General features: G+C 31.3%; 25 protein-coding genes. 6 read left to right on the top strand and 19 right to left on the bottom strand.

Annotated features, from left to right (window positions below; all coding sequences use genetic code 11):
- Positions 1–61 precede the first annotated feature (61 nt).
- From sbcC to sosA, 8 genes are all read right to left on the bottom strand, one after another.
- Complete coding sequence (sbcC, locus tag JG553_RS03900; RefSeq protein WP_000803169.1) at positions 62–3,091, bottom strand: exonuclease subunit SbcC; 3,030 nt, start codon at positions 3,089–3,091, stop codon at positions 62–64.
- 3 nt (positions 3,092–3,094) lie between these two features.
- Positions 3,095–4,216, bottom strand: a complete 1,122-nt coding sequence (gene sbcD / locus JG553_RS03895) for an exonuclease subunit SbcD (RefSeq protein WP_000691284.1) — start codon at positions 4,214–4,216, stop codon at positions 3,095–3,097.
- A gap of 123 nt (positions 4,217–4,339) precedes the next feature.
- Positions 4,340–4,807 (bottom strand): CcdC family protein, encoded by a 468-nt coding sequence (locus JG553_RS03890; protein WP_000966142.1) that lies wholly within the window; start codon positions 4,805–4,807, stop codon positions 4,340–4,342.
- 93 nt (positions 4,808–4,900) lie between these two features.
- Entirely contained in the window at positions 4,901–4,999 is a 99-nt protein-coding gene (locus tag JG553_RS03885) for a hypothetical protein (protein WP_001789897.1), read from the bottom strand.
- Entirely contained in the window at positions 4,986–5,228 is a 243-nt protein-coding gene (locus JG553_RS03880; RefSeq protein WP_000246909.1) for a YneF family protein, read from the bottom strand. The genes JG553_RS03885 and JG553_RS03880 overlap by 14 nt, the downstream gene beginning before the upstream one ends.
- 277 nt (positions 5,229–5,505) lie before the next feature.
- A complete protein-coding gene (gene tkt, locus JG553_RS03875; protein WP_000481443.1) occupies positions 5,506–7,494 on the bottom strand; it encodes a transketolase in 1,989 nt (662 codons plus the stop codon).
- A 120-nt stretch (positions 7,495–7,614) separates the two neighbouring features.
- Complete coding sequence (locus tag JG553_RS03870; protein WP_000071351.1) at positions 7,615–7,854, bottom strand: DUF896 domain-containing protein; 240 nt, start codon at positions 7,852–7,854, stop codon at positions 7,615–7,617.
- 135 nt (positions 7,855–7,989) lie between these two features.
- Positions 7,990–8,223, bottom strand: a complete 234-nt coding sequence (gene sosA / locus JG553_RS03865; protein ID WP_000499647.1) for a DNA damage-induced cell division inhibitor SosA — start codon at positions 8,221–8,223, stop codon at positions 7,990–7,992.
- A gap of 142 nt (positions 8,224–8,365) precedes the next feature.
- Here sosA and lexA point away from each other — a divergent pair, with 142 nt between their 5' ends.
- Entirely contained in the window at positions 8,366–8,989 is a 624-nt protein-coding gene (gene lexA / locus JG553_RS03860; RefSeq protein ID WP_001208760.1) for a transcriptional repressor LexA, read from the top strand.
- 379 nt (positions 8,990–9,368) lie between these two features.
- On the opposite strand, the gene JG553_RS03855 is transcribed toward lexA, so the two are convergent.
- The 5 genes from JG553_RS03855 to JG553_RS03835 form a co-directional block, all read right to left on the bottom strand.
- Positions 9,369–10,385 carry a CAP domain-containing protein gene (locus tag JG553_RS03855; protein WP_001789887.1) on the bottom strand — a complete coding sequence of 339 codons (1,017 nt, stop codon included), beginning with the start codon at positions 10,383–10,385 and terminating at the stop codon, positions 9,369–9,371.
- A 21-nt stretch (positions 10,386–10,406) separates the two neighbouring features.
- A complete protein-coding gene (gene guaC / locus JG553_RS03850) occupies positions 10,407–11,384 on the bottom strand; it encodes a GMP reductase (RefSeq protein WP_000688126.1) in 978 nt (325 codons plus the stop codon).
- Positions 11,385–11,540: 156 nt separating this feature from the next.
- The gene (rpsN, locus tag JG553_RS03845) at positions 11,541–11,810 is read right to left on the bottom strand and encodes a 30S ribosomal protein S14 (protein WP_001085655.1); all 270 of its coding nucleotides are present in this window, start codon (positions 11,808–11,810) and stop codon (positions 11,541–11,543) included.
- Between the two features lie 453 nt (positions 11,811–12,263).
- Positions 12,264–12,413 carry a 50S ribosomal protein L33 gene (rpmG, locus tag JG553_RS03840; protein ID WP_001265708.1) on the bottom strand — a complete coding sequence of 50 codons (150 nt, stop codon included), beginning with the start codon at positions 12,411–12,413 and terminating at the stop codon, positions 12,264–12,266.
- A gap of 90 nt (positions 12,414–12,503) precedes the next feature.
- Complete coding sequence (locus JG553_RS03835) at positions 12,504–14,021, bottom strand: catalase (protein WP_000082539.1); 1,518 nt, start codon at positions 14,019–14,021, stop codon at positions 12,504–12,506.
- 203 nt (positions 14,022–14,224) lie between these two features.
- On the opposite strand from JG553_RS03835, the gene JG553_RS03830 reads away from it, so the two are divergent.
- The 3 genes from JG553_RS03830 to JG553_RS03820 all read left to right on the top strand — a co-directional run bounded on the left by JG553_RS03830 (position 14,225) and on the right by JG553_RS03820 (position 16,211).
- Positions 14,225–15,679: an amino acid permease gene (locus JG553_RS03830; RefSeq protein ID WP_000389956.1), complete on the top strand. Its 1,455-nt coding sequence runs from the start codon at positions 14,225–14,227 to the stop codon at positions 15,677–15,679.
- Between the two features lie 138 nt (positions 15,680–15,817).
- Positions 15,818–15,922, top strand: coding sequence for a hypothetical protein (locus JG553_RS03825; RefSeq protein ID WP_001791424.1), 105 nt, complete (start codon positions 15,818–15,820; stop codon positions 15,920–15,922).
- Positions 15,897–16,211, top strand: a complete 315-nt coding sequence (locus JG553_RS03820; protein WP_000580198.1) for a hypothetical protein — start codon at positions 15,897–15,899, stop codon at positions 16,209–16,211. The genes JG553_RS03825 and JG553_RS03820 overlap by 26 nt, the downstream gene beginning before the upstream one ends.
- A 292-nt stretch (positions 16,212–16,503) precedes the next feature.
- Here JG553_RS03820 and JG553_RS03815 read toward each other — a convergent pair whose 3' ends face one another.
- Genes JG553_RS03815 through JG553_RS03800 form a run of 4 tightly spaced genes read right to left on the bottom strand, consistent with a single transcriptional unit; the run spans position 16,504 to position 20,628 of the window.
- Entirely contained in the window at positions 16,504–17,307 is an 804-nt protein-coding gene (locus JG553_RS03815) for a Cof-type HAD-IIB family hydrolase (RefSeq protein ID WP_000186313.1), read from the bottom strand.
- Positions 17,308–17,364: 57 nt separating this feature from the next.
- The gene (gene thrB / locus JG553_RS03810; RefSeq protein WP_000073184.1) at positions 17,365–18,279 is read right to left on the bottom strand and encodes a homoserine kinase; all 915 of its coding nucleotides are present in this window, start codon (positions 18,277–18,279) and stop codon (positions 17,365–17,367) included.
- A 1-nt stretch (position 18,280) separates the two neighbouring features.
- Complete coding sequence (gene thrC, locus JG553_RS03805; protein ID WP_001255460.1) at positions 18,281–19,342, bottom strand: threonine synthase; 1,062 nt, start codon at positions 19,340–19,342, stop codon at positions 18,281–18,283.
- Between the two features lie 5 nt (positions 19,343–19,347).
- A complete protein-coding gene (locus JG553_RS03800; RefSeq protein WP_000735864.1) occupies positions 19,348–20,628 on the bottom strand; it encodes a homoserine dehydrogenase in 1,281 nt (426 codons plus the stop codon).
- Positions 20,629–20,818: 190 nt separating this feature from the next.
- On the opposite strand from JG553_RS03800, the gene JG553_RS03795 reads away from it, so the two are divergent.
- Complete coding sequence (locus JG553_RS03795; RefSeq protein WP_000868645.1) at positions 20,819–22,201, top strand: aspartate kinase; 1,383 nt, start codon at positions 20,819–20,821, stop codon at positions 22,199–22,201.
- A 53-nt stretch (positions 22,202–22,254) separates the two neighbouring features.
- On the opposite strand, the gene JG553_RS03790 is transcribed toward JG553_RS03795, so the two are convergent.
- Positions 22,255–22,830: a hypothetical protein gene (locus JG553_RS03790; protein WP_001803470.1), complete on the bottom strand. Its 576-nt coding sequence runs from the start codon at positions 22,828–22,830 to the stop codon at positions 22,255–22,257.
- A 330-nt stretch (positions 22,831–23,160) separates the two neighbouring features.
- On the opposite strand from JG553_RS03790, the gene JG553_RS03785 reads away from it, so the two are divergent.
- Positions 23,161–24,015 (top strand): hypothetical protein, encoded by an 855-nt coding sequence (locus JG553_RS03785; RefSeq protein WP_000011823.1) that lies wholly within the window; start codon positions 23,161–23,163, stop codon positions 24,013–24,015.
- A 142-nt stretch (positions 24,016–24,157) separates the two neighbouring features.
- Here JG553_RS03785 and nucI read toward each other — a convergent pair whose 3' ends face one another.
- Positions 24,158–24,691: a thermonuclease NucI gene (gene nucI, locus JG553_RS03780; RefSeq protein ID WP_000841351.1), complete on the bottom strand. Its 534-nt coding sequence runs from the start codon at positions 24,689–24,691 to the stop codon at positions 24,158–24,160.
- Between the last annotated feature and the right edge of the window lie 7 nt (positions 24,692–24,698).

Here is a 24,698-nt window from a genome sequence, read left to right as displayed (position 1 = left end):
AAAAAGAGATGGGCTAAGGTTGTTCTATACATTCCAAAGTACCATCTCTATTTTTTATGTTTTAATTTCTTTTGAATCTTGTTGAACTCTGATATTGATCTGATTTCACTTCTAAAACTAAAGGTATTCTATTTTTCAATTCGCTCACATGTGAAATAATCCCAACCATTCTACCAGTTGATTTAAGATTTAATAAAGTGTCTAACGCTGTTTCAAGCGTTTCTTGATCTAATGTACCGAATCCTTCATCAATAAATATTGATTCTAGTGAAATACCTCCTGATTGCTGCTGTACAATTTCGCTTAACCCTAAAGCTAATGCAAGCGACGATTGGAAAGTTTCTCCACCTGATAACGAGCTAATATGTCTAGACTTATTTGAATGCAAATCAAATACATCAATTTCTAGGCCACTAAGACCATGAGAAACCGCTTCTCGCCTAATTAGTTGGTATCGATTATCTGACATTGTTGCTAATCTCAGATTTGCTTGAGCAATAATTTGATCTAAATAGTAAATTAAGACAAAGTTTTCCAATGTAAGATTTTTGTTATTCTTACCACTGACAATTTCAGCCAATTGAAATATTTCTTGTTGATCCTTTAATTCTTGATTTAAGTAATTAATATGCGAAACTATAGATTGTGTTTTATTAATATTATTTTGACATTGATAATGAACAGCAGAGTATTCATCTATCAGTGTATTCATCTTTCCTTTTTTTAGCTCATATTCATCTTTTAATTTATCAGAGTCCAATAACTCTTTATCCTTAGTTAATGATTCTAACCTAGCTATTTCCATTTCAAATTCATGATAACGTTTTTTATAAGTATCCCTTTTCTGCTCTAATTCCTCTTGCTCGCCCCTCCAGGCTATTATTTCATCTATATCATTGTCATCAGTTAAATTCAGCCTCGACATTTCCATTTCAATAGACTGTTCATTCAATTCTAAGTCATTATTGTAAGTTTCTAGTTGATTTTCATAATGATTTAGATTATTTTGCTCAATTAACTTTCTTTGAGACAATTGCATTAACTTATCTTCAATCTCCTTTGAGAGTTCTTGATGCTGATTCACATCTTGAACATACTTCTTATAATCCACCTCAAAATTAGTGATATTATTATATTTCGAGAGTGTTTCAAATTCAGTGATGAGATCTCGACATAATTTCAACTCAGATTCATTTTTATTTAGACGCAATTGTTTATTATGAATTTGCAACGTTAGATTATCTTTTTCTTCTTTCATTTGTTCTATAAATTTATTAAGATCTCTTTGATTATTCAATGCATTTTCATTTTCTAGCAGACGCTTATTCAATACTTCAAGTGAAAAATCACTTTGCGTTTTAATATTAATATTCGATATTTTTTCATTAACAAATTTAATTTCAGAATTATGCACAGCAATATTCGATTTTATAGCGTGGATATTTGCTTCAATTTCTTTAATTTCATTTTGACGTTTAGCAATACTGTCAAAATCAATATGATGCCCTAAATCCTGAATTTCATTACCACATATCGGACATTGATCTCCAATATTTACAGCAGATTTAATTTCACTTATAAAGCTTTCTTTATCATTTAAGTCCAATTTTGTTTTATCGTAGCGATCTAATTTTATTTCGAGATTCTTCAATATAGATGTTTCTTCATTAATTTGATTCTCTAACTCTTGCTTACTACCTAATAGTTTATCTAATTCAGCTTTAGCTTTTTCATTTTCTTTAATTATATTAATTTCATTATTTATGTTCGTTATCGTATTATTTAGTTCGATAATTTTCTCGTAATCACTTTGGTTATTACCTATTGAATCTTCGACCGTTTCTAAACCTTTAATTAGATCATTTAATTCATCACCTAATTGTTCACCCTCAGTTCTCAAGCGTTCAATATTGAGATAACTTTGTTGATACTTATTAATATCGTTAAATAATACTCTAGTTTTATCAATAAAAGAGATTTTACTTTCAATTAAATCTCCATTTTCTTCTAACATTTTTTTCTCTTTGTCTATGTTTCGCTTATCACAATCAAGATTCAATATTTTATTATTGGTTTTAGAAATATCTTTTTTGCTATTAGCAATTTTAGTTTCAATTTTTTCTCTATTTTCAATATAATTCAATAGGTTTGTAATATCTTGTAACAACTTTAACTTAGCTTCAATTCCCTCTATTTCAGGTTGTTGTTCGTTCAATTGAACGAAATCAATTTTATTTTTGTTGAGTTGATTAATATTATCTTTTAATATATTATTTTCTAATGTTTTCTTTTCTATTATTTCAAATTCTTTAATAGCAGTTTCTTTACTTTCATTTACAGATGCTAGTATTTCTTTCGACCTAGCTTGTAAAAGTGGTATATTTTCAATCAATTTGTCTATCTGTTGAGTGGCAACCTCTAATAAGCCTTTTATATTGTCATCATCAAATGATTCAATTTCTTGCCATAAAAGGTCAATTTGTTGATATCTATTCTCGATTTGAGCTTTTTCTTTTTTTACTTCTTCTTTTAATATTTCTCGTATAGCTTCAAATTTTTCACTGTCAAACAGTGTTCTTAATATCCCTTGCTTTTCACGACTGTTTGATATTAAAAAGCGTTTGAATTCACCTTGAGGCAAAATAAACAATTGTCGGAATTGATCTGCATTTACTCCTAATAATTCAATAATGAATTGGGTACCTGAAATTACTTTACTTTCTCTAATTTCATACTTGCCATCCACCATCTCAAATACATCAAATTTAGCGTTCGTTTTTGTTGTATTACCTTCTTTGATATAAGGGCCTTGTCTATGCACTTTATAAATTCGATGATTTAATTGAAATTCAAATGTTACTGACATCGGCTGTTTACCATCAGCGAAATGACTTCTCAAATCATTTTCTTCTCTTTGTTCAGTTGATGCTTTACCAAACAAGGCATAAGTCATTGCATCAAAAATCATTGTTTTACCCGATCCAGTCTTACCACTTATTAAAAACAATTCATTATTATCAATTTTAGAAAAATCAATTTCTTCTTTTAAAAAGGGGCCGAAATTATTCAACTTTAAATGTAATGGTTTCATTCATTAATCCTCCTTTCTCAATTCGTTTTCTAAAATATTTTTTATCTTTTTAGATTGGATATCCGATAATTCTTTATCAGTTATATGTTTATAAAACATTTCGATAATTGACATGTCATCTTTTTCACTTATTTCTATAGCATTATTTTCTTCATTGTAATTAAAAGTTTCATTCGTCAGCGCTAAAGTATTAGGATAAATTTGTTTTAAACTCATCATTGGATCAGTAATATGAGACATATTTTTAAGTTTAAAATGTAAATAATTATCTTTATTTTTCACATGAACTTTTTCATTAATAACATCATTATATTCGCCTGAGATAATTTCCAATTGTCTAAGTGGCTTAAGAGGAATAAATACATCGTTAATAATGCCATCATTAATTGTTACACGTCTATACCCTTTAGCTTGACCCGCTTCCGAAAATGAATACTGCAATAAGGAGCCACTATATTTAATTTTGTCGTCTTCTATACTAAATGGATGATGCAAGTGACCTAGCATGACATAATCAAATATATCAAAAACACCTTTCTGAACTGATTCAACCGTTCCAATAGTTAATGGTCTTTCAGAATCAGATGTCTTTCCACCTTGAACAGTCAGATGACTAATTAAAATATTGACGGCATCTTCATCAATTTCCGGTGCTATTGTTTCAATACAGCGCGTAATTCCCTGTTGATGTGTTTCAATGGTGTCATCTTCAAAGTAGTGTTTCATTTCGCTCACAGTAGCATAAGGGAGTGTATAAAAATTAACCCCATTTATCTCTATTGGTGAATTAATCGATGTAAAATCTGTTCTTATAAATAACTGATTATGTTCAAACCAACTCGCCCCATAGTTTAACCTCTCTTTACCATCGTGATTTCCACTAATAATAATTATTGGTATACGCAGTTCTAAATTTAACTTTCCAATCGCTTGTTCTAATAACATGATTGCATCTTTACTTGGATATGTTGTGTCATATAAATCTCCAGCTATCACAATGATATCAGGTTCTTCTTCTTTCATTTTTTCTACGAACATATCTAAAATATACGCTTGATCTTCTAAAAGCTGTTTGCCATTTAATATTTTCCCTAAGTGCCAGTCTGCTGTATGTATAATTTTCATTACTGCCTCCATATAGAACATTTGTTCGCTTTTATTTTAATATAATCATTTCACCTTTTCAAGTAAAATTAAAACCACTCATTGACTGATTTAGAAGTCGATCACAAGTGGTTTTAAAAGTAATTAATTGATTAATGTTTTCTTTAGTTTTTTGTATTTATATAGCATTGCTGCTCTCCAAGGAACAATCATACAGAATGCTAATAAAAAGAACATGCCGCCTAATTCTCCAGGATCTATTTCATTACTAATGAATATTTTCATCACAGTACGAATGATAAGTAATGAAATCAAAATAACTGGAAATGCTTTAGATCGTTTCATATAAATTTCTGTACCTTTGACTTCAAATCGAGAAGTCCAAATTAGAACTGTAGAAAAAAGCAAACCAATTATAAAGGCTTCTAGCATTTCCGATCCTGTTAGCCTAAAATATGGAACGACGTACATCAATGCACCGGTCGCCATAAAAAACGGTGGCAAAACTATTTTTTTCTCATTTACCGGATAATTTTGAGCTTTCATACGAATAACTATAACTATAGTTCCCATAAATAAAGCTACAATGATTGAAAATATTAAATAGAGCACGCAGACACCTTCTCGTTAAATAAACTCTCTGTAAATCATACAAAATGAATTATAGCATTTCTCAGTCTATTCGTCATTTTGTTAACTTTAATTTTAATAAACATATTTATTCTTATTAATTTGATTATAAAAAGAGGCCATTTCCATATCTGGAAAATAGCCTCTATCAATTGCGAATTTACTTTTTCGCACTCTTCATATTTTGATCCATATTTTTATTCATCATCGTCATCATTTGATTAATTTTCTTCTGAGAAGGTTTTTGACCCATTTGCATCATCATCATACGAAGCATTTCTTCGTTGATTGGTGGGTTTTTCTTCAAGTAGTCCATCATATATTTTCTAGCTAAAAGGAAACCTCCAATTAAACCTAAAATTAATGCAGCTACTATAAAAATAATTGCTAACCAAGTTGCCATTGTTTCACCCGCTTTCTTTATCCTACTGAATTTTACTAAATTCATCACATTATTTCAAGAACTAGTTTATTCAAGTATTTTAATATCGATACTAAAAATAATATCAAAAATCATGCTGTTATAACAGAGCTTTTAAAGATTAATCTGAAATAGTATACTTTCATAACTTATCACTTATGATGTAGTTTAAGTGCTATACTCTAAATTTCAACACTTTAAAAGAAGCCTAAGATTATGCATCCTAGACTTCTAAACATACTCGCTTTATAAATTATTCTTATAAGCTCATAACTTGGTTTAAGATATTTTCTTTTGTAAATCCATATTTTTCAACTACTAAATCGCCAGGTGCACTTGCGCCAAAGCCGTCAATAGCAATAACTTTACCTGCAGTACCTACATATTTATGCCATCCAAGCGGTGAAGCCATTTCAATCGCAACACGTTTTGTTACGCTTGATGGAATAACTGATTCTTTATATTCTTCAGATTGTTGTTCAAATGCATTCCAGTTAGGCATTGAAACAACACGTACTGATTTACCTTGTTTTTCAAGATCTTTAGCAGCTTCAACTGCAAGACTAACTTCTGAACCTGAAGCTAATAATAGGAATTCTGGTGTCTCTTCAGAGCCATAAACTGTATAGGCACCTTTTCGAACGCCTTCTTCAACTACATCTTCTGGTACATCTAATACCGGTAAGTTTTGACGTGTCAATACTAATGAAGTAGGTGTAGATTCAGATTCTAAGGCAACTTCCCATGCTACTCTTGTTTCATTACCATCAGCAGGACGGATAACATTCATATTTGGAATGGCTCTTAATCCAGCTAATTGCTCAATTGGTTCATGAGTAGGACCATCTTCACCTACTGCAATTGAATCATGTGTGAAGATGAACGTTGCATTTAATCCCATAATTGATGATAAACGTAACGCTGGTTTTAAATAATCACTAAATACGAAGAATGTTGCACCATATGGATGTAAACCTCCATGTGCAGCCATACCATTTACAGCAGCACCCATAGCAAATTCACGTACACCAAACCACACATTTTTACCTTCAGGTGTTTCAGAACTATAATCAGTTGCATCATTTACATTGGATTTGTTTGAACCAGCAAGGTCTGCTGATCCACCAAAGAATGAAGGGACAGTTTTACTGATTGCTTGAATAACAGTACCAGAATCAGCACGAGATGCACCATTATGACCCAGTTCAAAACGTGGTAATTCATCCTTATAATTTTTAGGCAATTTACCACTAATCGCTAATTTAAATTCTTCTGCTAATTCAGGATATGTTTCTGCATATTTTTCTAATAATGAATTCCATTGAGATTCATCTTCATTAGCACGTTTTAACATAGTATTTTGGAAAATTTCGTATACCTCTTCTGAAACATTAAAACGTTTTTCAGGATCTAAACCGTAATTTTCGAATGTTAATTTTCTTTCAACTTCACCTAAAGGTGCCCCATGAACACCATTAGTTCCTGCTTTATTCGGTGAACCAAATCCGATTGTTGTTTTAACTTCAATAATCGTTGGTCCTTCTTGAGATTTAGCTGTAGTAATCGCTTTATCAATTTCTTCTAAATCATTACCATCTTTAACTAGTAAGTAATTCCAACCATATGCTTCAAAACGAGCTTTTGTGTTTTCAGAAAAAGCTTTGTTTAATTCGCCATCTAATGAAATATCATTTGAATCGTATAAAACAACTAATTTACTTAATTTATTATGTCCAGCAAATGAAGCTGCTTCATGCGATATACCTTCCATTAAATCACCGTCAGAAGCTAATACATATGTGTAATGATCTACAACATTATATCCTTCTTTATTAAATTTCCCTGCTAGGTGATCTTCTGCTAAAGCTAATCCTACTGACATAGCAAAACCTTGTCCAAGTGGTCCGGTAGTAACTTCTACACCATCTGTATGTCTGTATTCAGGATGACCTGGTGTTTTAGAACCCCATTGTCTAAATTGCTTTAATTCTTCTAATTCTAAACTACCAGAAACATGTAACAAGCTATACAATAATGCTGAACCATGCCCTGCAGATAATACGAAACGGTCTCTATTGAAGTAATCTTTAGATTGTGGATTAAAATTCAGATGACGTGTCCACAAAGTGTAAGCCATTGGGGCAGCTCCCATAGGTAATCCTGGATGACCAGAATTCGCTTTTTCGATTGTGTCGATACTTAGTGCACGTAGCGTATCAACAGCTAATTGATCTTTTTCATTAAACATCTTGTGTATCTTCCCTTCTTCAATTTTATCAAATACATTATAACTTATTTTAAAATAAAAAGATAAGTAAAATACTTATTTCAAGTTATAATGTCAGAAAATTCTTTACAGATTTGTGATTTAATTTTTATTATCTCTTTTTTGTTGTATCTCTTTAATTTTTTCAGGTGTTACATCATTACCTTCTGGATCAATTACTTTAGTATTTTCAATTTGTTGTTTAAACCCTTTTCTAAAACTCTCAAGATAAGCTTTTCTTAAGGCTGTTTGCTCCTTTGCTTCTTCTTGAGTTAATCCTACTTCTTTTTTCTTTTTAGCTAACTCGTTAATTCTTTCGATATTCAAATCAGAATTACTCAATTAAAAAACCTACCTTCAATTTGTTTATTCAATCATTATAATACTTTAACAAAATATAACAAATTTAAGATCAGCAAAAAAGTAATAAAAAACGCTATTTCGCAAAAATAGGCAAAATAACGTTGTGACAATGTATCAATTTATTAAAGCGAACACTTTCCCATCTCTTTGTTCGCTATTGTTTGTAGGGTCTTTATGTTCGTATGCTTTATTTATCGTATTGTTCTTAATTTGATGGTCAGTCATTTCGTACACTTGTTCCGAGTGAGCACTAATGTTCGCACTTAACAAGAATATTGCAAAGGCTGCACTTGAAACTAAAAATATGATGATATATGTTGATACGTTTTTATATTTATTGTAAAACATCATTTTCACTCCTAGAACATTTGTTTGTATTAGTAATTTATCAGAACTTATGTTCTGTGTCAATATTTTAACGAACAAATGTTTGTTTTGGTTTCAAATTAATGATATACTGTATTTAAATTAATTTAGGGAGTGCCTATATATGAGAGAATTAACAAAACGACAAAGCGAAATATATAACTATATTAAACAAGTTGTTCAAACGAAAGGTTATCCGCCTAGTGTTCGCGAAATTGGTGAAGCAGTTGGCTTAGCATCCAGTTCAACTGTTCATGGTCACCTTTCACGTCTTGAAGAAAAAGGCTATATAAGAAGAGATCCAACGAAACCACGTGCTATAGAAATTGTAAGTGATCAAACAAATGATAATATTAATATGGAAGAAACGATTCATGTGCCAGTTATTGGTAAAGTCACAGCAGGTGTTCCTATTACCGCAGTAGAAAATATTGAAGAATATTTTCCATTACCTGAACACTTAACATCGACACACAATAGCGACATATTCATATTAAACGTCGTAGGCGACAGTATGATTGAGGCTGGTATATTAGACGGAGACAAAGTAATTGTTCGCAGTCAAACCATAGCAGAAAATGGAGACATTATTGTTGCTATGACTGAGGAAGATGAAGCAACTGTCAAACGCTTCTATAAAGAAAAAAATCGTTATCGATTACAACCTGAAAATAGTACAATGGAGCCAATTTACCTAGACAATGTTGCTGTAATTGGGAAAGTAATTGGTTTGTACCGCGAAATGTAATATTTTAAACCGTTATATATTATCGTAATTGTTAAGCCCTCATTTTTATAAATTTTGGACCTCTTGAAAAAGTTACGTTTTCAAGAGGTTTTATTTATTCTAATCTAAATTCAGTTCAAACAGAAATTGCGAATTGTTAGATAATCTCATTCTTTAATATAAATTTTGAATTACAGATTTCTGCAAAATGTTACACAAATTAAAACTCGCCCCCGTAATAATTTACAGGAGCGAGCCATTATTATTTTTTTCTTTCTTTTTTATTAAGTATATCTTTGACGCGTTCAAGTATATCCGCATCTTTTGGTTTATCTGTTGTCATCATGTTTATCTACTTCCTTACAGACAAACATTACCCTTTAATCTCATGCCAAAAACATTAACCAGTATAATTTTCTGTCCAAAAAGGTTGTTTTTCATCATTAAAATCAACACCAACACCTAATATTTTAAACGTATCATTTAAAATATTTTTTCTGTGACCAATAGAATTCATTAATCCTTGATGTGCATAGATACTACTAACTTGACCATATGCTAAATTCTCTCCGGCTGAGTTAAATGTAATACCATCTTTTTTCAATCGATCAAATGGTGATTGACCTTTTAAATTTGTATGATCAAAATAATGATTGTTGGCCATATCTTTACTATGCTTACGTGCAGTTTCAGAATTCTGTTTAGAATACTTCAATGTAGATAATTGATGTTGTTTTCTTTCAGCATTAACTAAATCAAAATTTTGTAGTTCAAAACTATCTGCAAGCGATTTCGATGGTGCTCCATATTGTTCTTTTAATCTATTTTCCATAGCATCACTTACTTGTAAAACAGCTGTTACATTATTACGTCGATGCTTATCATAAAATACCGTCGTATAAATGTGATTTTTATGGAAAACATCATATTCTTTATTATTTTGTTCGTAACGCACTCTACCTTTAACAATCTCTGTTTCTGGTTCGCCTAATCTTTGCCTTACAACCGATTTAGGTGTATTGTATTTAATTTTTGATTTTGAAGTGATTATATTTTGATTTGTATATAACGCATTAACTTTATCTTTCATGTAACTTATCATTATAAAATTATTGTAATCGTCATCATAATACGTATACCACTTCGTACCATATTCATTAAATGTCACTCTTTTTGGTTTATTTAATGTTTTCTCAACATCTGATTTCGACATGTTCATTTGTATATTATTAAAGGCAAATTGTTGTTTCTTCGGTGTATCCAATTTATTTTCCGCAGAAATTGTTTCTTTATTGATGTGAATGTCAATATATTGTCTTACTTCATTTTGTAAATGAATGAATGGTTTAAATTCTGTTATTGGCGCAATGATAATAATTGATAAAAACGCAACAACAGTTACTATGAATTTTTTAATTTACATCACCTACTATAAATATTAATCTCTATCACCGTTGAAAATAGAGTTTCTAACAATAACATAATCTACAGTACGTAATGATTTCAAGTCTTTTCCACCGGCATATGAAATTGAGCTTTGTAAATCTTGTTGCATTTCTTTTAAGGTATCCATTAATGAACCCTTATGTTCTACAAACATTTTTTTACCTTCTACATTTTTATGTTCGCCTTTTTGAAATTCAGATGCACTACCAAAATATTCTTTATACTGTTTACCATCAAGTTCTACAGTTTCACCAGGTGATTCTTCGTGTGCCGCAAATAATGAACCAATCATGACCATTGATGCACCAAATCTAATTGATTTAGCAATGTCGCCATGCGTTCTTATACCACCATCGGCAATCAAAGGTTTACGAGCTGCTTTACTACATATGTTTAATGCCGCTAACTGCCAACCACCAGTACCAAAACCTGTTTTAATCTTTGTAATACAAACTCTACCAGGACCTATACCGACTTTGGTAGCATCAGCACCAGCATTTTCTAATTCTCTAACACCTTCTGGCGTACCAACATTACCAGCAATAACAAAACTATCAGGTATATGGGTTTTTATATGTTTAATCATGTTTATCACTGAATCTGAGTGACCATGCGCAATATCTATTGTAATATATTCGGGGATTAATTTTTCTTGAGCTAACTTTTCAATAAAATCAAATTCCGCTTTCTTTACACCAACTGAAATAGATGCAAATAAGCCTGAATTTTGCATATGTTTTATAAAAGGTATTCTTGCTTCTTCATCAAAACGATGCATGATATAAAAGTAATCATTTTCAGCAAACCATTTCGCTAATTTCTCATTCATAACTGTTTGCATATTTGCAGGAACTACAGGTAGCTTGAATTTTTTCGGACCAAATTGGATAGTTGTATCACATTCAGACCTACTTTCAACTATGCATTTATTAGGTATTAATTGAATATCTTCGTAATCAAATATTTTCACTTTAAATAGCCCCTTTAAAAACTAATTATTTTTAAATGCAAATTAAAAACCGAATGTTTCCTTATTAATATGAGAAAACATTCAGTTTATAGCATTCGTATATACTGTACATTGTTTTATTGATATTGTAAATGGGCTAAAGTACGAAATTTGATTTTACCAACTTGATTTTTTAACACCTGGAATTTGTCCTTTGTGCGCATGTTCTCTAAACGCAATACGAGACATTTCAAATTTACGTAATACACCTCTAGGTCTTCCAGTTACTTTACATCTTCTAGTTAAACGTGTAGGTGATGAATCTCTTGGTAATTTTCTTAACGCTTCGTAATCACCTTTTGCTTTTAACTCTTTACGTAATTCGTAATATTTATTTACTAACTCTTCTCTTTTTCTCTCTTTTGCTATTTTAGATTTCTTAGCCATATATAGTTACCTCACTTTTTATCAAATCGTAATTATTACGATTTATATAATAACACAATCCTCACATAATTCAACAGTAAAGTTTCATTTCTTTGTTAAATCATTTTCTAAACCATCATATTTAAGATTAAAGTGTATTATCGAACATTTATAAAACATACCCAGAACTACTTCGTACTTATTAAATTCCGCTTTGAAATTTTAAATTCTACTATATTAAATACTCTTTCAAGCATTCGCTAACAAAGTGACTTTATAAAATCAGTAATCTATTTCCTTCTATAAATATTCTCAAATTTTAATAAAGTAACAACTAATATAATCATATATTGTTCTACCGATGAAACTCAATCCATTAATCACTCTTCACAAAAATTTCATAAAAAAGCGAGCTCCCCAATATAATAGGTAAGCCCGCTTTATTTTCAAATCGTCGTATTTGAATGATAAGAATTACTTAGTTTCACGATGTAACGTATATTTGTTTAATCTTGGGCAATATTTTTTCATTTCAATACGCTCAGGATTATTACGTTTATTTTTAGTAGTGATATAGTTACGATCGCCACATTCTGTGCATGCTAATGTTACGTTTACGCGCACGTTAAACACCCTCTCTTGTTAGGAATCTTTACGATTTATTATGATATCATAAACTGCTCAACTACGCAATATAGAAACTACATATCAAATTTATTTTTCAAAGTTTTCGTATGTTTCATCATTTTCAGTTTCAAGATCAATAGAATTTATATCAATACCTAATGCTTTTGCAACACCTTTACCATATTCTGGGTCAGCTTTGTAACAATGACGAATATGACGTCGTTTAACATCATCCGTTACGCCTTCCATTGCATTTGCTGTATTTGTAAAAATTCTTTCTTTAGCGTCCTCTGATTGTAATCTAAACAATTTACCTGGTTGTTCAAAATAATTATCATCATCTTGACGTTGATTATATTCATAGCCGTATCCATCAGTTGGGAATGGTGGCTTTTTATATTCAGGTTGAGAATCAAATTTACCATGGTTATTTGGATAATAATGTGTTCCTCCACCTTGGTTATTGTCAACTACGCGCATTTGACCATCTCTACTAAAAGGACAAATATTTTCAATACCAACACCTTTAGGTTGGTTTACAGGAATCTGCCAATGATTAACTCCTAATCGATATCTTTGCGCATCGCCATATGAGAATAAACGCCCTTGCAGCATTTTGTCTGGAGAAAAATCTAATCCTGGAATAATATTAGTTGGTGCAAACGCAGCTTGTTCAACATCCATAAAGTAATTATCTGGATTTCTATTTAATTCAAACTCTCCAACTTCAATTAGAGGATACTCATCGTGATACCATACTTTTGTTAAATCAAATGGATTATCTTTATGGTTTTTAGCTTGTTCCTCAGTCATTACTTGAATATACATTGTCCATTTTGGATAATCACCTTTTTCAATGGCTTCGAATAAATCGCGTTGAGATGAATCACGATCTGTAGCTATAATTTCAGCAGCTTCTTCATCAGTTAAGTTTTCAATACCTTGTTGCGTTCTAAAATGGAATTTAACCCAAACACGTTCACCAGAATCATTATACATAGAGTATGTGTGAGAACCGAACCCATGCATATGACGTAAATCTTTAGGAATCCCTCTATCTGACATTAAGATCGTTACTTGGTGCAATGCTTCTGGAAGACCCGTCCAGAAATCCCAGTTATTTTGTGCATCTCTCATATTTGTTCTAGGATCTCGTTTCACCGCACGATTTAAACTAACAAATAACTTTGGATCTCTAAAGAAGAATACTGGTGTGTTATTCCCTACTAAATCCCAGTTCCCTTCTTCAGTGTAGAACTTTAACGCAAATCCTCGAATGTCACGCTCCGCATCAGCAGCACCACGTTCTCCTGCTACAGTAGAGAAACGGGCAAACATTTCGGTTTGCTTACCTATTTCAGAGAATATTTTAGCATTCGTATATTTTGTTATATCTTTAGTTACAGTAAATGTCCCAAATGCACCAGAACCTTTGGCATGCATTCGACGTTCTGGTATTACTTCTCTATCAAATTGAGACATTTGCTCTAAAAAGTAAATATCTTGCATTAAAAGAGGTCCCCTAGGCCCTGCTGTCATACTATTTTCTCGGTCTGATACTGGATGCCCAAAAACACCAGTTAACTTTTTGTCTTGTTGTGACATAGTCATCCCTCCACAATTTATAATAATTATAATTTAATACATATTATAATTTAACCCCATCAAAATTACAATTAAACATGCTCAAGATGATTAAAAAATCAGAAAATTTTAATTTTTTCGCTTTACAGTACTAAATAGTTATTGAATAGTACACTTAAAAAGCTTACAATAATGGGTATATTTAAATAGATGGGAGACTAAATATGGAAGATAATAAAATGAACCGTAGTCTTAACTCAAGACACATTTCCATGATTGCTATAGGTGGTGCAATTGGGACTGGTCTATTTGTAGCTACTGGTAATATCATTTCTCAAGCTGGTCCTGGAGGCGCTATACTCGCTTATCTTGTTATTGGTGTCATGCTATATTTCTTAATGTCATCAATTGGAGAGTTGGCAACATTTTATCCAGTATCAGGTTCATTCAGCTCTTATTCAACACGCTTTATTGACTCATCTCTTGGCTTTACCATGGGATGGTTGTATTGGGCATTGTGGTCATTAGTTACAAGTGTTGATGTCATAGTAGCGTCAAATGTGCTTTATTTCTGGGACACATTTAAATTTTTCCACCCCATTACTTGGAGCTTAATCTTTATTACAATTTTACTATTATTAAACATTTTTTCTGTAAAATCATTTGGAGAAACTGAGTTTTGGTTATCATTGATTAAAGTGTTAACAATTATCGTATTCGTTATTTTTGGCTTTTTAATGATTTTCGGTATCTTAGGTGGTCATACATATGGATTTGAAAACTATACAAAAGGCCAAGCACCGTTTGTTGGTGGTATCTCTGGTTTCTTAGGCGTATTATTAGTCGCCGGATTTTCGGTTGGTGGTACAGAAGTAGTAGCAGTAACTGCTGGTGAATCAGATGACCCTAAAAAGTCTATGCCTAAGGCAATTAAACAAGTATTTTGGCGTATTCTTTTATTCTATGTCTTATCAATTGCAGTAATTGGTGCAATTATTCCGTACACAGATCCATCATTATTAAGAGCAAGTAGTTCAATAAGTCAAAGCCCATTTACAATTGTATTCGATAGAGTAGGCATAGCCTTTGCAGCATCAGTAATCAACGCGGTTATTTTAACTTCATTATTATCCGCTGCAAATTCAGGTGTTTATACAACAGGCAGAATGTTGTATTCCTTAAGTTCAGACAAAAAAGCACCCCAATTTTTAAGTAAATTAAACAAGACAACTAAGTTACCTTTAAGAGCATTATTAACTACTTATGCAGTCGTTGTTATTGTTATTATTTATGCAAACTTTAATTCAAATGCCGTTTTTAATTTACTTGAAATTATTGGTTCAATGATTATAGTTGTTTGGGGATCAAGCATTTGGTCACAAATACGATTGCGACAAGCTATTAAAAAACAAGGTCAAGACCCTAATAAGGTCCTACCATATAAAGCACCTTTTTATCCATTAGGACCAATCATTGTCATCACTACACTATTATTCTTGCTATTTGGTGGCTCAGTTGAATATATTTTAAAAGATCAATGGTTAAATGCTTTTAAAAACTTTTTACCTTTAATCATTCTAGCGTTGATTTACTTTATTCATAAAATCATTCACAAAACAAAATTTGTAAAGCTAGAAACAATTAATTTAAAACCACACGATTATGACAATCAAAAATAAATAAATTCTCATACGGCAGATGCTTTAGATTATCTATAGCATTTGCCGCTTTTTAATGGTGTAAAGCAGATATACTTTAATATCTTTTTCTAGTATAAAGTGTATTAACTAGTATTCTGTTTATATTTTATTATTACCATGTTACCATTCTTTATTTTAGATATTTTGCATATCGTGTATAATATAGATAACAATAACTTTTCAGGGGTGAAATTCAATGATTGGACAAACAAATTTATTTGATGATGTACTAAAGCAAGATGAAAGATTTGTTATTGTAGTTCAAGCATTAGAAGAAAAGAACGGACAATTATTAAAGAGAACTTTAAGGGAATATCCCGGTTTAAACCATAAACAAATGAATGATTTATTTATGCACTTAAAGGAATTATTTTCCGAAGAATCATTTGCTGAAAACCAATCAGCGTTCAGTATTACAGTTTATACAAATTTAGATTATACTGCTGACCAAATATATGCTCATGTAAAACGTTTCAGAGGTAAGCATGACTGGACACAAACAGCTAAATAAAATCAAGATGCTTGCAGTGATTTTAACAATTAATGTTAGATTGTCACTGCATTTTTTAATGCATTCGTTATTATTCAGAATGATCAAATTTATTTATCTACCTTCCGTGACTAGTTAATACTTGATTTATTCAAAAAATATACATTTACTCTATTCGTTTGATATCATTACTAATCTAAAATATGTATTTCAAATCCTCCATAGTATAACTGAAGTCATTTTCACAAAAATAAAAAGCCTTAACCACAAGATATCTTATTCAAATATCATGTGTTAAGGCTTATTTTAAAATTTATAACAATTTTTTGAGCGCATGTGGAATACCATTTTCATTATGATCCAACGTAACTTCATTTGCATATTGCTTAAGTTCATCTGATGCATTCCCCATAGCAATAGCTAGACCTGCGACTTCAAACATTGATTTATCATTCATACTATCACCAAAAGCAATGACTTGATCCACCGAATATCCCAATTTGTGACATAACGCTTTAATTGCATTACCTTTTGAAACGTCTTTGGCCATAAATTCTAAGAAGAATGGCTTACTTGTCGTAGCATCTACATTATCATTGAACACACCATTCAAATCAATTCTAGCTTCTGTAATATTCGCTACATAATCTACACCCATGACCTTGGGTACATCGCCTTGAATATACGCTTTGATATCATCAACACGTTTCATCGGTAAACCTGTTAATTCTGCTTCAATATTCATATACTCATGTTCGCTGTCGTAAATAATTTGACCATCATGATATGTAAGAACGAAAAAGCCTCTATCTCGACAATAATCTACAATTTCATCGAAATCTTGCTTACCAATCGATTTACTTACTTCTACTTCTTCATTAGTCATGTTAATCGTTTTACTACCGTTATAACTAATAATATAGCTATGATGTTCAGGTAATTTTAAATCTCTAGCAGTTGGAATCATACCTTCAGTAGGTCTACCAGATGCTAGAACAACATAATAACCTTCATCTTGAATTGCTGTTAAATAATTTGCAGTTTCTTCTGATATCACATTATCTGAATTTAGCAATGTGTCATCCATATCTAAAACGACAACTTTATAATTTGTCATATCGCATTAAATCTCCTCTCTATTCTGCATTTAATACTATTTTACAATATAAAGCGTCTATTGGTATACAATTCGTTCTTTAACACCACTGATATTAATATCGACCAATTCAGAATGGCATGATACTACCTGACTATTTAAAGAGCGAACCAATTCCCCACTATTTTCTTTACGACTAAATATTAAAATAGTTGGTCCAGCACCACTAATTACAGTTGCATAGGCATTATGTTGACTAGCAATTGTTTTCACTTCATCAAATTCAGCAATTAAATGCTGACGATACGGTTCATGAAAGCCATCTTGTTGCATGAGTTTACCTGCTAATTCATAATTGTGCTGTGCTAATGCACAAATCATTGTATTACTAATTGCACTACTTTTAACCGCTTCACTATGTGTTAATTTTTGTGGTAAAGCACGTCTTGATGCTTCTGTTTTTAGTTCATAAGTTGGTATCGTTACAATCACATCCACGTCTGGTATGTCGATATGTGCAACTGACGTTTCTTTCGAGACATCATTATAATATCCAGCGATTAAACCACCATAAATGGTCGGCGCAACATTATCAGGATGTCCTTCGATTTCAGTCGCTAATTGTAATACCTCATGTTTAGACAGTTGGATATCACCAAAATAATTTGCGATATATATAGCTCCTACTAAAGCAGAAGCTGACGAACCTAACCCTCTTGCCAATGGAATATCACTTCTCATTTCGATACATAAATTAGGCAAGTCAACACTATATTTAGAAGCAACTTGTTGTGCTACATGATAAATAAAGTTTGTTTCGTCAGTAGGCAATTGCTTAGATGCATCATCATGGAAAATATATTCCCATTTTGTCCCTGATGTTTCCTTTACAGACAGATGCAAAAATTTATCTAAAGCCATACCTATAGAATCAAAGCCAACTCCAAGGTTGGCTGTTGATGCAGGAATTGTTAACTCCAAAACATTCGACATGTTATAAAGCTCCTTTAATATAATCGATAATGCTATCTTTATCATTTGGCAATGGCTTTATCGGATTATCTAGTAGTGAAATAGCAGTATCAGGATCTTTTAATCCATTACCAGTTAAAATAGCAACTACTTTTTTACCTTGAGGTAATTTACCTTGTCTATGCAATTTAATTAAACCTGCAATAGAAGCATTACTCGCTGGTTCACTAAAGACACCTTCTTTAGTTGTCATTAACTGATATGCTTCTAGAATTTCATCATCAGTAACACTATCTATTAATCCATTTGATTCTTTAAGAGCATTAGTCGCCTTATCCCAACTAGCAGGATTACCAATTCGAATAGCAGTTGCAATCGTTTCAGGATTTTTAATGACTTTATTTTGAACAATTGGTGATGCGCCTTCAGCTTGGAAGCCAAACATTTTCGGCAATTGTGATCCTTTAGCTTCATGATATTCTTTAAAGCCTTTCCAATATGCAGTAATATTACCTGCATTACCTACAGGAATCGCTAAAATATCAGGTGCTTCACCGTCTAATTGTTGTACAATTTCAAATGAGCCTGTCTTTTGTCCTTCGATTCTAAATGGATTGACAGAGTTTACAAGCTCGATTTCGCCACTTTTTGCAATTTCTTTTACAATTTCTAAAGCTTCATCAAAGTTTCCTTCAATAGAAACGATTTCTGCACCATACATTACTGCTTGCGACAATTTACCTAATGCAATTTTACCTTCTGGTATTACGACGATAGCTTTTAAACCTGCTCTCGCTGCATATGCTGCTGCAGACGCTGATGTATTTCCAGTCGAAGCGCATATTACAATTTTCTTACCTTGCTCTTTTGCTTTTGTCACAGCCATTACCATACCGCGATCTTTAAATGAACCTGTCGGATTGGCACCTTCATACTTCACATATAAATCTATGCCTAGTATTTTAGACATATTTTCACAATGAATGAGTGGTGTATTTCCCTCGTTCAATGTTAATTTTGGTGTATTTTCATTTACTGGTAAATGTGCTTTAAACTCTTCTACTAATCCTTGCCATCTTCTCATTATAATTAAACTCCTTCTACTGGGTATACTTTGTCAACTTCGTATCCATGCTTAGTGATTAATTCTTCCGGTGATGATTCCAATCCAACTATAACAGCGGCATATGATTGATTATCGTAATTTGCAACTCTTAATGATCGGTGAAATGGTAATATTGCCTTTAACTCATTTTCAAAATTTTCAATTGAACCTTTGACATGATTCACTACTACAAAGAAATTGGATTTTTCTTTAATATTAATTTCTGCATCTGAATCCATCATTTCCCGTGTTTTATCTGTCTTTAATTCAAAATGTGGTGGCAATGTGTGTAAATCTGATTCAAAGAATAATGCTACATTCAATAAATCACTGACAACGGCACTACCTGTTGCTAAACTGCCTGCTCCTTTTCCATAAAACATCGTGTCACCAACGGCATCACCAATAACATAAATCGCGTTATATTCATCCTCTACAGCTGCTAATTGATGCTTTTTATCAATTAACGTTGGTTCTACCGATGCATTAACTTTGCCATTTTCATATATTCCCTTACCAATCAATTTAATTTTATACCCCAGTTGATCGGCTACATTAATATCAGTTAAAGTTACGCCACTAATTCCTCTTCGTTTAACGTCGTTTAATTTAATGACTTGGTTAAATGATAAATATGATGTAATGACAACTTTACGCGCTGCATCTACCCCTTCTACATCATCAGTTGGATCCGCTTCAGCAAAACCAAGTCTTTTCGCTTCATCAAGTGCTTCCTCAAATGTCGTTTGCTCTTTAGTCATTTTAGATAAAATAAAATTAGAGGTACCATTTAAAATTCCCATAAATTTTGAAATATTATTCGCATTCAAACCATTATTTATGGCATTTACGATCGGAATACCACCTGCTACACTCGCTTCAAACTTTAAAGCTACACCATTTTCTTCTGCTAAATCTTCTAAAAGTTTAAGATGTACTGCTAATAAATCTTTATTTGCGGTAATAACATGTTTTTTATTTTTAAGTGCTGTTCTTAACCAATCTACAGTTGGTTCAATTCCTCCCATGACTTCAACGATAATATCTAATGAATCATCATTTAAAATTTCATTAACATCTTCAGTTAAATGATATTGGCTAATATTTAGCGGTCTCTTTTTAGATTTATCTCGAACAAGAATATGCTTTATGACAATATCTTTATTTAATGTATCTTGAATTTGCTGTCGGTTCTCTTCGATGATTTTAACAACACCAGATCCGACAGTACCTAATCCTAATAATGCTATATTTAATTTTTTCATTTTATGTACCTCCGTTTGTGCTTTTGAGAAAAACAAATGTATTATTGAAAAACACTAGATGATAGTATAGTATAGAATTATTCTTTATTTTTGTAAAGTTCGTAATATTCAAAATATAAATACATAATATCATTCTTACTTACAAAACTGAATACAATTTTCTGATTTTTTAGAAAGGTTGGCATGCACTATGAAAGTTTCCAAATTCGGTGGTAGCTCCGTCTCCAATGCTACTCAAATTAAAAAGGTTTTAAATATTGTTAATTCTGATCCAGAGCGAAAGATTGTTATCGTTTCTGCTCCAGGTAAAAGACATGATAATGATATTAAAACAACTGATTTGTTAATCAGATTATATGAAAAGGTCATTAATCATCTTGATTATCATGATAAAAAAAGAGAAATTATTCAGCGTTATGATGATATTGTAAAAGAATTGCAAATGGATGAAAGTATTTTACGGACGATAGATGTGACTTTGGAACATTATATAAATCAATTAAAAAATGAACCAAAGAGACTATTAGATGCATTACTTTCTTGTGGTGAAGATTTTAATGCGCAATTGATAGCTTTATATAATAATAGTCAAGGTATACCAACAAAATATATATCACCGAAGGAAGCGGGTATTTTTGTTACTGACGTCCCACAAGAAGCACAAATATTAGATAGTGCTTACTCTGAAATTAAAAAATTAAGAGATTATGATGAAAAACTAATTATCCCAGGATTTTTTGGCGTATCTCATGAAGGATATATAGTTACATTTCCACGTGGCGGATCAGATATAACTGGCGCCATCATATCAAGTGGTGTTAGAGCCACAATTTATGAAAATTTCACCGATGTGTCTGGTATTTATAAAGCTAATCCAAATATCATCAAAGATCCTGAATTAATCGAAGAAATCACTTATCGAGAAATGCGTGAATTATCTTATGCTGGTTTTAGTGTTTTCCATGATGAAGCCTTACAACCACTTTATAAAGATCGCATCCCTGTGGTGATTAAAAATACGAACCGCCCTCAAGATAAGGGTACATTTATAGTGCATGATAGAGAAATAAATGCGAAAAATGTGATTAGCGGTATAAGTTGTGATAAAGATTTTACCGTTATTAATATCAAAAAGTATTTAATGAATAGACAAGTCGGCTTTACTAGAAAGATATTAGGTGTCTTAGAGGATAATAATATTTCATTTGATCATATGCCTTCAGGTATTGATACTATCAGTATCGTTATGCGTTCAAAACAAATTCAAAATAAAGAAACAAAAGTATTAAATGAAATTCGTCAAAAATGTGATGTTGATGAGCTAAGTATTGAGCATGATTTAGCAATATTAATGATTGTCGGCGAAGGTATGAATAAAGTCATCGGTACTGCAAATAAAATTACACATGCCTTAGCTGAATCAAAAATTAACTTAAAAATGATTAACCAAGGTGCTTCGGAAATCTCGATGATGTTTGGAATTCATGTAGATGATGCTGAAAAAGCTGTATTATCTACATATGAGTTTTGCTATCACGGGGTTGCATTAAAAAACTTGTGTGATAAAAACTAATATAAAAGCAATTCGTAACACATGTATTCAACTGCGTTATGAATTGCTTTTTCTTAATTATTTATTGTTCTCTGGATTGCATCCTTAATACGTTGCTCACCTACTACAAATTTTAAAATAAAAAATTGATAGTAGCTTAATGCATCTATGACTCGTTTATAATTGGAATAATGATGATACTGATGGTGTTGCATTAGATCATACATTAGAACGATCTCCGGTTTAATATAATCCACATCCCAATTTAAACTATGGAAGTATATGTTACTCTTAGGTATACGTATATTCGGATCCAATCTAAAAATCCATTCATCGTTTACTACATCATAAACGAAAATACTCATTATTGTTGTATCATCATATTGCACATAAACTTTTGCAATTTTTGAAAGTGATAAATCTTCTTTAGCTATTGCTTGATCTTGCTTATCTATGTATAGTAACGCATATGATTGCGGAATAACTTTCACAATATCACTTAAACGCTTACGTTCCACGCATATTTCAACAATAGAAGGTAATTTTAATTCATCATTTAAGAAAAGCTGCATGGCAACTTCACCGTGAAATTTAAATAATTGCGATGATGTTTTCATTAAATTGTCCACTAATTGTTCTTTAGCATTCATTTCATTCACTCTCAAATACACCTCCTAAGCAAGCGCTTTCACAAATATCATTATACATTTTAAAATTAATGAATTCAATCTTCAAAATACTATGAGTGACCTAATTCTGTCATTTAAATGACCGTTATAACATAAATTCGACATAAACTTGAATTCACGAATCTTTCACGTCATATTCATTGAACATCAATATCTGTCAGTTTATAATTTGATTATAACAATGATGAACTAAAATCAACTAATAAAAATGTGGGAAATTGAATAACAATTAATCTTTATTAATTATTATTGTATACAAAGTTAAAGAAGTCAAAAAGGATTGGTGAAAAAATGTCTTTTTATGTTGTACTTATCATTATCATTGTAGCATTAATTGGTATATTAGTTTTAAATCAAAGGTATAGTAATAGTAAAATAGATACCGAAGTTTATGCAAGAAAGCAACTTATTAAAAAGAACAAAGCATTAAGTGCAGAAAATGCTGAATTAAGAAGTCAAATGCTGAGTTCTAATAATGATGTTGGCCACCATGCATACAAAAATGCTAAAAGAGAATTACGCAAGATTTTAGATAGCTATCTCGAAAATGGTAAATTAAAATATTACGATATTATCGTTACAAGCAATTTAGCTACTAAACATCCGTTTTTCGAGTATGCACGTTCATTTGATTTTATCATTGTTTCAGATATCGGTTTAATAAACGTTGATGTAAAAAGCTGGGGTGAAAAAACATTTTATCACTTTGATGTACCTGATGAGCATGATACAGAAATAAGCAATAGTAATATTGAAAAAGTTGTCGGTCATTACATTAGCCAGCAATATCATGATCAGTTTAATTCATCAAGAAAGTCTATCTATACTTTTACAGAAACAGTTCAACCAAATCGTGTTATTTATGATTTTTATGATTATGATCCGTATCAATTAGCAGCAAATAATGCGAAAGCATTAAAGGATCATATTGAACAAAACTTTAACTTTAAAGTCCAAAGTACCGGTGTTATTTACTTTAGTGATGGTACAGTTAATATCATTCAAGGTTCTGAAGAAAGAGATAAATATGTTGATACAGTTTCAACAAAATCTTCGTTACGACGTATTATTAGCGAAGCCATAGAGCTATCTAAACACCCTTTAAATAAAGAACAGGTTGATCAAATCACAGCTATATTCAAGTAAAATCAAAGGCATAATAATCCATTACGCTCGATACGCACTATGGTTATTATGCCTTTAAATTATTTCTATATATAAATTTATGGTAATAATAAATCGATGCTTCAAGTATATTTTACTTTAATATATATAATCACCTATTTAATTATTTACTCCAAATATTTAATTTCTGTTGTTTAGCTTTATTTTGTGCTTCTATAAATACATTTCTATATTTGCCATTTGGTGAAAAATACTTCTCTCTAGCAAGTCCCTTTTCCACTAATTCCTTATTGTACATACGATCTTTACTTATCCATACATACGCCAATGTTCTACCATAGCGATCTTGTTTTTCTTTATCATATTCTAAATAAACATCTTGATTTGTTAATGTCTTCTTACTATAATTTGATGCTTCTTTGCCAAATGGTTGTACAGGCGTATTCGGTTTCACCGTTTCTGGCGTATCAACCCCTATAAGCCTAACTTTAATTTCTTTACCATTTTGATTTGCAATAAATGTATCACCATCCACAACTCTTTGAACATGTACTTTATCTTTACCATTTAAATCTTGTACAGTTTCATGATTCGTCCCCTTTTTGAAAGGACCCGTATGATTCATAAATTGAAATGCTAATACACCTACAATAATGATGGCTACCACAATCATAGCAAGCGATTTATTTGACTTCATATTGCCA

The organism is Staphylococcus sp. T93 (genome assembly GCF_016743875.1).
Classification (GTDB): domain Bacteria; phylum Bacillota; class Bacilli; order Staphylococcales; family Staphylococcaceae; genus Staphylococcus; species Staphylococcus aureus.
The sequence above is the reverse complement of the archived record's forward strand: the minus strand, read 5'-3'. Positions and strand labels throughout refer to the sequence as shown.